Here is a 14,201-nt window from a genome sequence, read left to right on the forward strand (position 1 = left end):
TCTGGCACTTTGATGCCGTAAGGGGGAGGCGTCCATCACATCGGGCTACGGGTTCCCGGCCGCCTGTTCGTCCTCGCCAAAAAACACCATACCTTTATAGGGCTTCGCCCGGCACGCCGCCAGGCGCTGGGCGAGGTTGCCAACGTGCAGCTCCAGCTTGTGGCCGTCCGGGTCGAGAAAATAGTGCGACGCGCCTTCGCTTTTGTTGGTTTTCCAAACCGGCACGCCAGCCGCATTCAGCCGCCCGACAAAAAGCGCGAAATCCTCTTCCGCAATGCTGAACGCGTAGTGGGTGTAGTCGCTCTCCTCCGGCGGGGTAACGCGCCGCTGCGGGTCCAGCGACAGGCACAGCCAGAGGTCGCCGCAGGAAAAATACGCGCCGTTATCCCAGCGGGCGTGCAGCGTCATCCCCGGCAGCTGCTGATAAAACGCCACGCTCAGCGCCAGCTGGCTGACCGCCAGGGTCAGGTGATTTAATCCGCTTAACATGGTTTATCCTCTAATGACGTTACGATTTGCTGGCGCAGCCACCGGTGCGCCGGATCGCGGTGCCAGCGCTCGTGCCACAGCATCAGCATCTCAAATCCGGCGACCGCCAGCGGCGGTTCGACCACCGTCAGACCCGCAGCTCCGCTCACCAGCCGCTCCGGCAGCACCGCCACCAGCTCGCTATTGCGCAGCGTCTCCAGCATAAACAGGAAATGTGGCACGGAAAGGACAACTCGCCGCGCCAGACCGAGATTCGCCAGCGCGCTATCGGTCGCGGCGCTGAATCCTCCGCCGTCCGGCGAGACAATCACCTGTTCCAGCTGGCAGAACTGCGCCAGAGTTAACGCCGACTGCAGCGCCGGGTGCCCGGCCCGCCCGGCAAGCACGTAGCGTTCGTGGAACAACAAACGCTGATGCAGCGCGGGCGGTGCACCATCGCGCGTGTGAAAAAACAGATCCACTTCGTCGCGATCCGCCTGCTGAACCAGCCGCGAAGGCTGCAGCTCAAACAGCGCCAGACGGCTGGCCGGAGAGGCGATGCGCAGCGCGTTGAGCGCCGGCAGCAAAATCGCCGACGCCATATAGTCGGTCGCCGCCACCCGCCAGGTCTGCGCCGCCGTGGCCGGGTCAAAAGGCTGAACCGGCGCCAACGCCAGCTCCAGCGCCAGCAGCGCATCGCGCAGCGGCCCGCGCAGTTCATCGGCGCGGGCGGTGGGCTGCATTCCGCGTGGCCCCGGCAGCAGCAGCGGGTCGGCGAAAATTTCCCGCAGTCTCGCCAGTTGGACGCTAACCGACGGCTGCGACAGGTTGAGGCGCTGCGCCGCCCGGGTGACGTTATTTTCGCTAAGCAGGACGTGAAGCGTGCGTAGCAGATTGAGATCCAGACGCTGGAGATTAACCATGACTATACCTGTCATTAAAGTAATTCATTTCTACTATAGCGCCGCCAACTCTACTCTGCAGCTCTCCCTTATGCTGAGATGATTTCAATGAAAATATTACTGGTTTACGCCCATCCTGAACCGCGTTCGCTTAACGGCGCGCTGAAAGATTTTACCGTGCAACATCTACAAAACGCCGGTCACGACGTGCAGGTGTCCGATCTCTACGCCATGCGCTGGAAGGCGGGATTTGATGCCGACGACAGCAGCGCCCCGCCGGTGGGTGCAAGCTGGCGGGCGACGCGAGATTCGCAATATGCCTTCGCTCACGGCACGCAGAGCGCGGATATCGTGGGCGAACAGGAGAAGCTGCTGTGGGCCGATACGGTGATTTTCCAGTTCCCGCTGTGGTGGTTTTCACTGCCCGCCATCATGAAAGGCTGGATTGATCGGGTTTACGCTTACGGGTTTGCCTACGGCGTCGGCGAGCACAGCGATACGCACTGGGGCGATCGCTACGGCGAAGGCACGTTCTCGGGTAAACGGGCGATGCTGGTCGTTACCGCCGGCGGATGGGCGGAGCACTATGCTCCGCGTGGAATTAACGGGTCTATCGACGACATTCTGTTCCCCATTCAGCACGGGATGCTGTTCTATCCCGGATTTGAGGTGCTGCCGCCGGTGGTGTTCTACCGCACCGACAAACTCGATGAACAGCGCTTCGCCATCCTGCGCGAGGAGTTGGCCCGGCGGCTGGATACCCTCTCTGAAACGCCGCCCATTCCTTTCCGTCGGCAGAATCACGGCGACTATTTGATCCCCTCTCTGAACCTGCGTCCGGAGCTGGCGCCTGGAGAAAATGGCCTCGCTATCCACGTGAAGCCTATGTGAATCTCGGTGGGTCATATTCGCGGCGCGGCGAATATCACCACAATTCATAAGGTGAACTGTGAGCCTCCACGCAATAACGGCATCACGCCCCGCTACGCCCCTTCGCATATTGATAGCGATCAAGAATAATCATACCGTCTGGTCGGTATGATTCGGGCCATGAATATGGAAGCCCAACATCGTAAAAAAGATCCTGTCCGCCTGCATAAGCAGCTGCTGGAATCCGCAGCCACTATCGCCGGTCGGGACGGTATCGCCTCGCTGTCGCTGAACGCCGTCGCGCGCGAAGCGGGCGTCAGCAAAGGCGGCTTACTGCACCATTTCCCCAACAAGCAGGCGCTGATTTTCGCTCTCTTTGCTCGTCTGCTGGCGATTATGGAAGAAGCGATTTCAGAGCTTATGGCCGCGGATAACGTCTCTTATGGCCGATTTACCCGCGCCTATCTGCGCTATCTGTCGGCGCCGGAACTCACGGACACCCAGGAGAGCCGCCAGCTGATGGTGCTGTCGCTGGCCATGCCGGATGAACCGGTGCTGCGAAAATGCTGGCGCGACTGGATGCTGGACCATCTGGCGAAAGGGGATGAACTGGACAATAGCCATACCGGCACGCTGGTGCGCTATGCGGCGGACGGCATCTGGCTATCGGAATTAACCGAGGGGCGCACCATGAGCCCCAGGCACCGGCAGTCGCTGGTCAGCGATTTGACGAAGATGACGCTTCCTGCGTGAAGCATGTTGAGGCCACGATGCGCTATAACATCCATGGCCGTCTTATTTATGATGCAATGGACGGCACGCTAACGTTACCGGGAAGCGATGAGGCGGACAGCCAGCTGTCCATCACCGCCAACGCGCTGCTGTGGTTCTTCCTGCGCCACACCGAGGTGGTCAGCCGCGACGAAGTGCTTAAAAAAGTCTGGGATGACAATGGGTTAACCTCATCCAACAGCAATCTCAATCAATATCTGAGCATGCTGCGCAAAACCTTTCGCCACTACGATATCGACAACATTATCGTCACCGTATCGCGCGGATTGCTGCAGCTCAATCCGGACCTCGCTATCGAGATGCTCGACGCCAGCCCGGAGCCGGAACCGGCGCCTGCGGCAGAAGCTGAGCCAGATCTGGCCACCGCCCCGGCAGAACAGAAGACCGTTTCCAGTCGCCACGCGCGCGGCACCTGCTGGTATCTGGCCGGCGGCTGCCTGCTCACCATCGCCCTGCTGCTGGTGGTCTGCAGTTTTCTCGGCGGCAGCACAGCGCACCCCATTACCCTGACGCAAATACGCCACAGCCAGTGCGAACTGCTGGCCAGCGATGAGATGCTGCGATCCGTTGCCGAAAGCGCCTACGGCAAGAATTTTGATGCTGTACGCCAGCGCCTGAAGCTGGAGTGCAAGCCCGGCGAACGCTTCGTCTTCTTCTATGGCGACCGGCTGGAAACCAACGGTCTGGGCCGGGTGTTCCTCGCCCACTGCGCGATGCATGAAGATAACCCGTTCAGCTACTGCGATAACTATTTTTATTATTCATGGAAGCCGCAATGAGAATCGCCCCGCGCCCCTTTTTCGCCCTCTCCAGCCTGGTGTTTATTGCCGCCGCCGGGTTCTGCGCCTGGAAGCTGCTGCCGGTCGAAAACGGCGGGGTAATGAGCTGTTCGACAAAAGCGATTATGCGCTTTGAGAACATGGAGAAGGAGAACGTTAACGGCAATATCCATTTCAACTTTGCCGCCAACGGCAAAGGGTCGATGGTCGTTGAAGGCTACACCGATTCCGCCGCCGGCTGGCTTTACCTCCAGCGCTACGTCAAATTCAGCTACACCAGCAAGCGCATCTCTACCACCGAGCGCCACTATCGCATCAGCAAGTGGGAATCCAGCGCCTCGTCCATCGATGAGTCGCCGGACGTGATCTTCGACTACTTTATGCGCGAGATGTCCGACAGCCACGATGGCCTGTTCCTCAACGCACAGAAGCTCAATGAGAAAGCCATTCTTCTCAGCTCTATCAACTCCCCGCTCTACGTCTGCACGCTGAAGTCCGGCAGCAAGCTTGACTAAGCTCACACCCGCTTTTCCTTCCTCGCTTTCCCGTTAGTAAAACCGCACGTTTTGCATTTAGCCTGCCGAAGAAAACACGATCCTCCCCACACTTAGCATGGGAATAAATTACCCCCGATCTGCAATAAATTAGCAACTTATTAACATCAATCCGCCTCAGGCTAAATGGTGAAAAAAGCGCCACAATCGTCACTCAATCCGCCCTGCCATCGCAGCACAAATGCATAAATAAGCGCCTTAACCAATCTAAATCACAGAGTAAAAGACTAAAAATACCACGTCAGCAGATTTAAATTTCACTTCATTCGCCATTCCCTATAGTGAACCCCGAACGCCGCATCCGCGTCCTGACGCCGTTACGCGGTCGGTTTTCCGAATCACAAAACCTGTTCTGGAGGAGAAACCATGGGTGATGCATTAGGGCTTATCGAAACCAAAGGTCTGGTGGCCTGCATTGAAGCCGCGGATGCGATGTGTAAAGCCGCCAACGTCGAGCTGATTAGCTATGAAAACATCGGCTCGGGGCTGGTGACCGTCATGGTGAAGGGCGACGTCGGCGCAGTGAAAGCGGCTGTGGATTCCGGCGTGGAATCCGCGCAGCGCATCGGTGAAGTGGTGACCTCGCTGGTTATCGCTCGTCCGCATAACGACATCAACAAAATCGTCATTAAACACAAGGCCTGATGGCCAGGAGAACGCAAATGGGTGATGCATTAGGTCTGATCGAAACCAAAGGTCTGGTGGCCTGTATCGAAGCGGCGGATGCCATGTGTAAAGCCGCCAACGTTGAACTGATTGGCTATGAAAACGTCGGCTCCGGCCTCGTCACCGCGATGGTGAAGGGCGACGTCGGCGCGGTGAAAGCGGCGGTGGATTCCGGCGTCGAATCCGCGCAGCGCATCGGCGAAGTGGTGACTTCTCTGGTTATCGCCCGCCCGCATAACGACATCAACAAAATCGTCTCGCATTACAAAATCATAGATTAACCGGAGAAAAACCTGATGAAAGAAGCGCTAGGGCTTATCGAAACCAAAGGTCTGGTGGCCTGTATTGAAGCGGCGGATGCGATGTGCAAAGCCGCTAACGTTGAGCTGATTGGCTATGAAAACGTCGGCTCCGGCCTGGTCACCGCGATGGTGAAGGGCGACGTCGGCGCGGTGAATGCCGCGGTAGATTCCGGCGTGGAAGCGGCAAAACGCATCGGCGAAGTCGTCACCTCTCGCGTCATCGCGCGTCCGCATAACGACATCGAAAAAATCGCGGCGCAGCACAAAGCATGACCTGACAGGGCGCGCCCCGTCTCCACTCTTTTAGTCTGATGAAGGATAGACTCATGATTGAACTGGATAACGATTTGCAGTCCCGGCAGAACGCCCGGGAACTGGTGCGCAATGCCAAAAAGGCGCAGGCGATTCTGGCCACCTTTTCGCAGCAGCAAATCGACGCCATCGTGAAAAACGTGGCCCAGGAAGCAGCGCATCATGCCGAAGCGCTGGCGAAAATGGCCGCGGAAGAAACCGGTTTTGGCAACTGGCAGGACAAAGTGCTGAAGAACCGCTTCGCCTCGCTGCGCGTCTACGACGCCATCAAAGATATGAAGACCGTCGGCATCATTCATGACGATCCGCTACAAAAAGTGATGGACGTGGGCGTGCCGCTGGGGGTGATTTGTGCGCTGGTACCGTCGACCAACCCGACCTCCACGGTCATCTACAAAACGCTGATTGCCCTGAAGGCCGGCAACGCGATTATCTTCTCCCCGCATCCCGGCGCCCGCCAGTGCAGCTGGAAAGCGATTGAAATCGTGAAGCGCGCGGCGGAAGCGGCAGGGGCGCCTGCCGGTAGCGTCGACGCCATTAGCCAACTGACCCTCGAAGCCACCTCAGAGCTGATGCACAGCAAAGACGTGTCGCTGATCCTGGCGACCGGCGGCGAAGGCATGGTGCGCGCCGCCTACGCGTCCGGCACGCCGACCATTAGCGGCGGTCCGGGTAACGGCCCGGCGTTTATCGAGCGCAGCGCCGATATCCCCCACGCAGTGAAAGATATCATCACCAGTAAAACCTTCGATAACGGCGTGATCTGCGCCTCCGAGCAGTCGATTATCGTCGAACGCTGCATCTACGACGAAGTGCATCGCGAACTGGAAGCGCAGGGCGCGTACTTCATGAACGAAAACGAAGCGGCGAAAATGGCGGCCCTGCTGCTGCGTCCCAACGGCACCATCAACCCTAAAGTGGTGGGTAAAACCGCGCTCTATCTGAGCCAGATGGCCGGTTTCTGCGTCCCGGCCAGCACCCGAGTGCTGATTGCCGAGCAGACCACGGTATCGCATACCAACCCCTACTCGCGGGAAAAACTGTGCCCGGTACTCGGCTTGTACGTCGAAGAGGACTGGAAAGCCGCCTGTCACCGCGTCGTGGAACTGTTGACCAACGAAGGCCTCGGCCACACGCTGGTGATCCACACCCGCAATCAGGACGTCATCCGCCAGTTCTGCCTGGAAAAACCGGTTAACCGCATTCTGATCAACACCCCGGCGGCGCTGGGTGGCATCGGCGCGACCACCAATATCACTCCGGCCCTGACCCTCGGCTGCGGCGCAGTCGGCGGCGGCTCCAGCTCAGATAACGTCGGACCGATGAACCTGCTCAACATCCGCAAAGTGGGCTACGGCGTTCGCTCCATCGATGAACTGCGCGCGCCGGGTAGCCGCCCGGAACCGCAGCCGACCATCGTCAGCCCGGCGTCCGGCCCGAACCGCAGCATCTTCGACGATGAACGTTTTAACGCCCCGGCGACCGCCGCCACCGCAGCCCATCCGGCCAGCGCCGACGATCGCTTTGCGGCTGCCGCCGCCGTCGGCGCGGAAAGCGAGATTAATGAGCAAAACGTGGAACGCGTCATCCGCCAGGTGCTGGAACGCCTCGGTAAGTAACACATTGATATAAGGCGATAAAAACAATGATTCTCGCAAAGGTAGTCGGACATGTCGTCGCCACGCAGAAGTGCGATGAGCTACGGGGCAGCAACCTGCTGCTGATCGTCAAATTGGATGATGACCAGCAGCCGATGAAAGACCAGACCTGGGTTGCCGTTGATAGCGTCGGCGCCGGTATGCACGACATCGTGCTGGCCGAAGAGTACCTGGCGCTCAACAAAGAGCGCTACAAGGCCATGTCGGTGGTCGCCATTGTCGAGAACGTGTTTCGGGACGCTTAAGGAGTCAATAACCCAATGAGTGAATTTTTGCTGAAACCCCGGATTCGCTTTGGTCAGGATGCGCTTGCCATCCTGAACGAGCTGCCCGCCCGCAACGTGCTGCTGGTCACCGACCAGGCGATGGTTAAGTTTGGCCTCGCCGATCGCGTCACGCAGATCCTCCATGCGCGCGGCATCGCTTTCCAGGTCTGGGACGACGTGGTGGCCGACCCGGATATCGCCACCGTGGTGCGCGGTATGAAGCGGATGGATACCAGCTATCCGGATCTGGTTATCGCGCTGGGCGGCGGTTCGGTGATTGATGCAGCCAAAGCGGTTATTTTCGCCCTGGCGCAAACCCGTCCGGACGCTCACCGCGAGCCTCCCTGCTTTGTGGCGATCCCCACCACCAGCGGCACCGGCTCTGAAGTCACCGCCTTTTCAGTGGTAAAAGCCCACGCCGAGAAGCTGGTACTGGTGGACCCGTCGCTGCTGCCGGATATCGCCATTCTTGACCCGGCGCTGGTGGCCTCGGTGCCGCCGGCGATCACCGCCGATACCGGGATGGACGTGCTGTGTCACGCGCTGGAAGCCTATGTCTCCCGCGCCGCCAGCGACTTTTCCGATGCGCTGGCGGAGAAAGTGGTTCAGCAGGTATTTCGCTTTCTGCCGACCTGCTGGCGCAACGGTGGCGATCTGCTGGCGCGGGAAAAGATGCACAACGCTTCCTGCATGGCGGGCATGGCCTTCACCAACGCCTCGCTGGGCATTACCCACAGCCTTGCCCACGCGCTCGGCGGCGTGTTTCGCGTCCCCCACGGTCGCGCCAACGCCCTGCTGATGGCGGACGTGGTGGCCTGGAACGCCGATTATCACGGGCTGTGCGATACCGATGCCGCCCGCAAATATGCCCGATTAGCCCATCTGCTGGATCTGCCTGCGGCCACTACCCGCCAGGGCGTCGCCAGTCTGCTGGTCGCCATTCAGGCGCTTAAAGACGAAATGAGCATGCCGGCCGGCATCCGCGATACCGGCGTCCTTGCAGACGAGTTTGAACAACGGCTGGCGGAGATGGTCGGCCAGGCGTTACGCGACAGCTGTACCCCGACGAACCCACGCGCGCCGGATGCTCACGCACTGACCGAACTCTATCGCCGGGCATGGACCGGCAACGCCGTTCAGGGCCACTGATAACAAGATTTGGAGAACCTTACCCATGGCACACTACAGCTTAACGCCGCGCGTCAAAGTGTTGGCAGAACGTTTACTCTCACAAAAAAGCACCCTGTGCACCGAACATGCCACCACGCTCAACGCCCTTGATGGCGATATCGCCGGGGTTCCCGCCGCCGTCAAACCGGCGCGCCGTTTCTATGAACTGATGCGCCAGCTGCCGCTGTGCATCAGCGCCGACGAGCTGATCGTCGGCAACCAGACCCGCAAACCGCACGGGGCGATTTTCCACGACGAGAGCGCCGCCCGTCGCCCGTCCGCGTTCCAGTTTCTCAATCTGAATAGCGATCTCGACTCCCCGGATTACAAGCTGGTGGTCGAAAAAGGCGTACTGGCGATAAAACATCAGCTGGAAGAGAAAACCCGCGCGCTGGGCAGCGCCGTCAGCCGCAGCGGCATGGACGAAGTCAACGGCTGCCGTGCGGCCATCTACGCCTGCGATGCCCTGCTGGCGCTGGCGCAAAACCTGGCCAACAGCGCGGAACAGCTGGCCGCCGCGGAAACCAACGCTTACCGCCGGGCAGAACTGCTGGACAGCGCCGCCATTCTGCACCATGTTCCGGCGCATCCGGCGCGCAGCTTCAAAGAGGCGTGCCAGGCCTTTTATCTGTTCCAGCTGGCGCTCCAGCTGGATAACGGCAGCTACGCCGTCAACCCGGAAGGCGCCGACAAAGCCCTGCTCCCTTACTACCAGCACGATATCAACAACGGCGCGCTCTCCCCGCAGCAGGCGTATGAAATCGTCGAATCGCTGTGGTTCAAGCTGGCGGAACTGTGCGAAGTGCGCGCCGCCTGCGCGATCGACGGTTATCCGATGTTTGACGCCATGCTGCACGGCGCAAGCCTTGCGAATGCGCGCATCAACGAACTCTCCGACATGTTCCTCAGCGCGCAGCAAAACCTGAGCGCCCTGAATCTGCCGGTGCGTCTGTTCAAGGGAGTACAACACGTTTCCGCCGCCCCGTTTGCCGCCGCCGGCGATACGCCGGCAGCAGAAGGGCTGACTCCGCGCATGCAGCGCCTGCGCAACCACTACCTGACCGTGCGCCCGAGCGTCTCTATCTATCGCGCGCTGGCCTTTACCGAAGTGGTCAAAGCCAACCCCGGCATGCCGACAATTCTGCTGCGCGCCAAAGCCTTCCGCCACGCCTGCGAAACCGCGCCAATTCTGATTCAGGATGATGAGCTGATCGTCGGTCATCCATGCGGCAAGCCGCGCGCGGGCGCCTTCTCGCCGGATATCGCCTGGCGCTGGGTGCGCGATGAACTCGATACCATGAGCACCCGTCCGCAGGATCCGTTTGAGATCAGCGAAGCAGATAAGAAAACCATCCGCGAAGAGATCGTACCGTTCTGGGAAGGCCGCTCGCTGGACGAAATCTGCGAAGCCCAGTACCGCGAAGCGGGCGTATGGGCATTCAGCGGCGAAACCTTCGTCAGCGACCTCTCCTACCACCAGATCAACGGCGGCGGCGACACCTGCCCGGGCTACGATGTGCTGCTGTTTACCAAAGGGATGAACGGCATTAAAGCCGACGCCGAGGCGCATCTTGCCAGCCTGAGCATGGAAAACCCGGAAGATATCGACCGTATTTACTACTACAAGGCGGCCATTGAAACCTGCGAAGGGGTGATTAACTACGCACACCGCATCGCCGCCCGCGCCCGCGAACTGGCCGCCGTTGAACAGAACGCCCAGCGCCGCGCCGAGCTGCTGACCATCGCTGAGGTGAACCAGAACGTGCCGGCGAACCCGCCGAAAACGCTGCAGGAGGCGCTGCAGAGCATCTGGACCGTGGAATCGCTGTTTGAAATTGAAGAGAACCAGACCGGGCTGTCCCTGGGTCGCGTAGACCAGTACTGCTACCCGATGTTTGAAGCCGATATCCGCGAAGGCCGCCTGACTCACGACACCGCTCTGGAGCTGCTGCAGGCGTTTATCATCAAATGCGCCGAGCTGATGTGGATGTCCAGCGAGCTGGGGGCGAAATATTTCGCCGGCTATCAGCCGTTTATCAACCTGACCGTCGGCGGTCAGAAGCGCTCCGGCGGCGATGCCTGTAACGACCTGACTTATCTGATCATGGACGCCGTGCGCTTCGTGAAGGTTTACCAGCCGTCGCTGGCCTGCCGTATTCACAACCAGTCGCCGCAGAAGTATATGGAAAAAATCGTCGACGTCGTCAAAGCGGGGATGGGCTTCCCGGCCTGCCACTTCGACGACTCCCATATCAAGATGATGCTGCGAAAAGGCTTCGATTTCGAAGACGCCCGCGATTACTGCCTGATGGGCTGCGTCGAACCGCAGAAATCCGGGCGCATCTACCAGTGGACCTCCACCGGCTACACCCAGTGGCCCATCGCCATTGAGTTCGTTTTAAACCGCGGTCGGATGGTGCTGTTTGACAGCTATCAGGGGCTGGATACCGGCGACCTGCGCGACCTGCACACCTTCGAAGCGTTCGACGCGGCGGTGAAAAAACAGATTGCCCATATCGTACGCCTGTCGGCGATCGGTACGGTCATCAGCCAGCGCGTGCACCGCGACGTGGCGCCGAAGCCGCTGATGTCGCTGCTGGTAGAAGGCTGCATGGAAAAAGGGAAAGACGTTGCCGCCGGCGGCGCGATGATCAACCACGGCCCGGGGCTGATCTTCTCCGGTCTGGCGACCTACGTCGATTCCATGGCGGCGATTCGTAAGCTGGTGTTTGAAGATAAGAAATACACCCTTGAGCAGATGCGCGACGCGCTGCTGGCGAACTTCGAAGGCTTTGAAGGCCTGCGTCGCGACTGCCTCAACGCGCCGAAATACGGCAACGATGATAACTACGTTGACCAGTATGCACTGGATATCACCGAGTGGACCGAGCGCGAGTGCCGTAAGTACAAGATGCTCTACTCCACCCTGAGCCACGGCACCCTGTCCATCTCCAACAACACGCCGATCGGTGAGCTGACCAACGCCACGCCGAACGGTCGCCTGGCATGGATGCCGCTCTCCGACGGCATCAGCCCGACTCAGGGCGCGGATAAACAGGGTCCGACGGCGATCATCAAGTCGGTGAGCAAGATGAACGTCGAAACCATGAATATCGGCATGGTGCACAACTTCAAGTTCCTCAAAGGGCTGCTGGATACCCCGGAAGGTCGTCACGGCCTGATTACCCTGCTGCGCACCGCGTCGATTCTCGGCAATGGCCAGATGCAGTTCAGCTATGTCGATAACGAAGTGCTGAAAAAAGCCCAGCAGGAGCCGGAAAAATACCGCGATCTGATCGTCCGCGTCGCGGGCTACAGCGCCTACTTCGTTGAGCTGTGCAAAGAAGTTCAGGACGAGATTATCAGCCGTACGGTAATTGAGAAGTTCTGATAAAAACACGGACGTTTTTGGACACGGATGTCCCGATCGTATTTCTGGAGGTCAATGTGAGCGCAAAACAAGAACTAACCGGGCGAATATTCAATATTCAGAAATATTCGATCTATGACGGCGATGGGATCCGCACGCTGGTTTTTTTCAAAGGCTGCAATATTCGCTGCCCGTGGTGCGCTAACCCGGAAGGGCTGAATAGCCAGTTTCAGGTGATGTTCTCCCAGGATAAATGCATTAACTGCGGCGACTGCGTCAACGTCTGCCCGGCGGGAATTCATTATCGGGCGGAGGAAAACGGCGAAATGAAGCACTTCGTCAACCGCAATAAAGACTGTATCGGCTGCCGCAAGTGCGAAGAGATCTGCACGCAGAACGCGCTGGATATTATGGGTAAAGATGTCACCGTCAGCGAACTGATGGAGATCATCATGCAGGACTACGACTTTTATATCTCCTCCGGCGGCGGCGTCACCATCGGCGGCGGAGAAATGAGCCTGCAGACCGATTTTGCCGTCGCGCTCTTTAGCGAATGCAAAAAGATGATGCTCAATACCGCCGTGGAAACGCAGGGCACTACGCCGCTGGCTAATTATCAAAAGCTGGCGCCGGTGACCGACACCTTTTTATTCGATATTAAGCAAATTAATAGCGAGCACCATAAAGCGTTATTTGGCATTGGCAACGAAGGCATTCGCCGCAACCTGGAGTGGCTGGTGGATTCCGGCGCTAACGTCATTATCCGCATGCCGCTGGTTCGCGGCTATAACGACTCGTTCGATGCCATTACCGGGGCCATTGATTATGTACAAAAGCTGGCGAAGCGCGGAAATATCCGCCGCATCGATATGCTGCCGTACCACCAGCTCGGGCGCAAAAAATATGAGCGCCTCGATATGCCCTACCCCATCGCCCGGGACCCGACATATTCCGCCGAAGAGTTAGACCGGCTGGAAACGTTCTTCACGCAGTTTGATTTTGATATTCGCTTAGTCCGCCATTAACAGGAGCCGACAATGAAAAGTTTAGGCGTAATTGAAACTCGAGGGTTAGTTGCCGCCGTTCAGGCCGTAGATGCCGCCTGTAAAAGCGCAGGAGTGACCTGCTTTGGCTACCGCAAAGTCGGATCGGGGCTGGTTAGCGTCTGCTTTGAGGGGGAGATCAGCGCGATTCACACCGCCATCGAACGCGGCGTGGCCGTCGCTGAGCTTATCGACCCGCAGGTGAAATCCCTGACGATCGCTCGTCCGGAACGCAGCGTCGTGGAAGCCCTCAGCACCCTCAAAGGCCATCCGCCGCGTGCGGAAGCTGCCGCTGCAGCCCCGCTTGAGGCTGAAATCGTCGCACCCGCCGCTGTGGAAACAAGGGAACCCACTGAGCCCGCCGCCGCGCCCGCGGCGACGGAAGATAAAAACGCGGCGATGAGGAAAGGGAAGAAGGCATGATCGACACCCTGCTCCATGAAAAAATCGCCGCCCGCCTGAGCCACGTTGCGCCGGCTATCCCGGTCGGCATCTCTAACCGTCACGTCCATCTGGCGCAGCAGGACGTCGAAGCGTTGTTTGGCAAGGGCTATGTCCTGACGCCGTTTAAGCCGCTGCGTCAGCCGGGACAGTTCGCCGCCCAGGAGTGCGTCACTGTGGTCGGTCCGAAGGGCTCGCTCACCCACGTGCGCGTCCTCGGCCCAACCCGCCCGGTATCGCAGCTGGAAATCTCCCGCGCCGACTGCTTTACCCTCGGCATCAAAGCACCGGTTCGCGAATCCGGCCAGCTGGAGAATGCGGGCAGCGCGCTGCTGATCGGCCCGGCAGGCCACGTTGAACTGCGGTCTCAGGTGATCTGCGCCTGGCGGCATATCCATATGTCACCGCAGGACGCCCGCCAGCTGAACGTCACCAACGGCCAGAAGGTTAGCGTCCGCAGCAACGGTGAACGCCAGTTGACCTTCGATGAAGTGGTCGTGCGGGTACGCGAAGACTTCGCGCTGGAGTTTCATATTGATACCGAAGAGGCCAACGCCGCCGGCTTGAAAAACGGCGCGCAGGTCGCGCTCATCGGCTAACGGAGGCTC

The 14,201-nt window shown here is 59.3% G+C and carries 16 protein-coding genes; 14 read left to right on the plus strand and 2 right to left on the minus strand.

What is annotated here, in order from left to right; all coding sequences use genetic code 11:
• Positions 1–45: 45 nt before the first annotated feature.
• Together ABLV11_RS05865 and ABLV11_RS05870 are read right to left on the minus strand one after the other, a co-directional pair.
• Positions 46–489: a FosA family fosfomycin resistance glutathione transferase gene (locus ABLV11_RS05865; protein ID WP_126488352.1), complete on the minus strand. Its 444-nt coding sequence runs from the start codon at positions 487–489 to the stop codon at positions 46–48.
• On the minus strand, positions 483–1,391 hold the full coding sequence (locus ABLV11_RS05870; protein WP_126489679.1) for a LysR family transcriptional regulator: 909 nt from the start codon (positions 1,389–1,391) through the stop codon (positions 483–485). The genes ABLV11_RS05865 and ABLV11_RS05870 overlap by 7 nt, the downstream gene beginning before the upstream one ends.
• An 87-nt stretch (positions 1,392–1,478) precedes the next feature.
• Here ABLV11_RS05870 and ABLV11_RS05875 point away from each other — a divergent pair, with 87 nt between their 5' ends.
• From ABLV11_RS05875 to ABLV11_RS05940, 14 genes are all read left to right on the plus strand, one after another.
• Complete coding sequence (locus tag ABLV11_RS05875) at positions 1,479–2,261, plus strand: NAD(P)H-dependent oxidoreductase (protein ID WP_126488350.1); 783 nt, start codon at positions 1,479–1,481, stop codon at positions 2,259–2,261.
• A 147-nt stretch (positions 2,262–2,408) separates the two neighbouring features.
• Positions 2,409–2,993 (plus strand): TetR/AcrR family transcriptional regulator, encoded by a 585-nt coding sequence (locus ABLV11_RS05880; RefSeq protein WP_023320276.1) that lies wholly within the window; start codon positions 2,409–2,411, stop codon positions 2,991–2,993.
• Between the two features lie 17 nt (positions 2,994–3,010).
• The gene (locus ABLV11_RS05885; RefSeq protein WP_004110280.1) at positions 3,011–3,811 is read left to right on the plus strand and encodes a helix-turn-helix domain-containing protein; all 801 of its coding nucleotides are present in this window, start codon (positions 3,011–3,013) and stop codon (positions 3,809–3,811) included.
• Positions 3,808–4,326: a FidL-like protein gene (locus ABLV11_RS05890; protein WP_004108661.1), complete on the plus strand. Its 519-nt coding sequence runs from the start codon at positions 3,808–3,810 to the stop codon at positions 4,324–4,326. Before ABLV11_RS05885 ends, ABLV11_RS05890 begins: the two co-directional genes overlap by 4 nt.
• Before the next feature lie 405 nt (positions 4,327–4,731).
• Positions 4,732–5,010: a BMC domain-containing protein gene (locus ABLV11_RS05895; RefSeq protein ID WP_004098239.1), complete on the plus strand. Its 279-nt coding sequence runs from the start codon at positions 4,732–4,734 to the stop codon at positions 5,008–5,010.
• Between the two features lie 17 nt (positions 5,011–5,027).
• Positions 5,028–5,312 (plus strand): BMC domain-containing protein, encoded by a 285-nt coding sequence (locus tag ABLV11_RS05900; protein WP_004108664.1) that lies wholly within the window; start codon positions 5,028–5,030, stop codon positions 5,310–5,312.
• A gap of 15 nt (positions 5,313–5,327) precedes the next feature.
• On the plus strand, positions 5,328–5,606 hold the full coding sequence (locus ABLV11_RS05905; RefSeq protein WP_002442217.1) for a BMC domain-containing protein: 279 nt from the start codon (positions 5,328–5,330) through the stop codon (positions 5,604–5,606).
• A 53-nt stretch (positions 5,607–5,659) separates the two neighbouring features.
• Positions 5,660–7,264: an acetaldehyde dehydrogenase (acetylating) gene (locus ABLV11_RS05910; protein WP_017145063.1), complete on the plus strand. Its 1,605-nt coding sequence runs from the start codon at positions 5,660–5,662 to the stop codon at positions 7,262–7,264.
• Positions 7,265–7,290: 26 nt separating this feature from the next.
• Positions 7,291–7,548, plus strand: a complete 258-nt coding sequence (locus ABLV11_RS05915; RefSeq protein WP_004098229.1) for a EutN/CcmL family microcompartment protein — start codon at positions 7,291–7,293, stop codon at positions 7,546–7,548.
• Positions 7,549–7,563: 15 nt separating this feature from the next.
• The gene (locus ABLV11_RS05920; protein WP_024273680.1) at positions 7,564–8,718 is read left to right on the plus strand and encodes a 1-propanol dehydrogenase PduQ; all 1,155 of its coding nucleotides are present in this window, start codon (positions 7,564–7,566) and stop codon (positions 8,716–8,718) included.
• Positions 8,719–8,743: 25 nt separating this feature from the next.
• Positions 8,744–12,130, plus strand: a complete 3,387-nt coding sequence (gene cutC, locus ABLV11_RS05925) for a choline trimethylamine-lyase (protein ID WP_126488347.1) — start codon at positions 8,744–8,746, stop codon at positions 12,128–12,130.
• A gap of 56 nt (positions 12,131–12,186) precedes the next feature.
• Complete coding sequence (gene cutD, locus ABLV11_RS05930) at positions 12,187–13,134, plus strand: choline TMA-lyase-activating enzyme (RefSeq protein ID WP_016807794.1); 948 nt, start codon at positions 12,187–12,189, stop codon at positions 13,132–13,134.
• Between the two features lie 12 nt (positions 13,135–13,146).
• Positions 13,147–13,575 (plus strand): BMC domain-containing protein, encoded by a 429-nt coding sequence (locus ABLV11_RS05935; RefSeq protein WP_016807793.1) that lies wholly within the window; start codon positions 13,147–13,149, stop codon positions 13,573–13,575.
• Complete coding sequence (locus tag ABLV11_RS05940) at positions 13,572–14,192, plus strand: phosphate propanoyltransferase (protein ID WP_004108682.1); 621 nt, start codon at positions 13,572–13,574, stop codon at positions 14,190–14,192. Before ABLV11_RS05935 ends, ABLV11_RS05940 begins: the two co-directional genes overlap by 4 nt.
• The last annotated feature ends 9 nt before the right edge of the window (positions 14,193–14,201 follow it).

The organism is Klebsiella sp. GW_Kp181, assembly GCF_040062315.1.
In the GTDB taxonomy this organism is placed as follows: Bacteria; Pseudomonadota; Gammaproteobacteria; order Enterobacterales; family Enterobacteriaceae; genus Klebsiella; species Klebsiella oxytoca.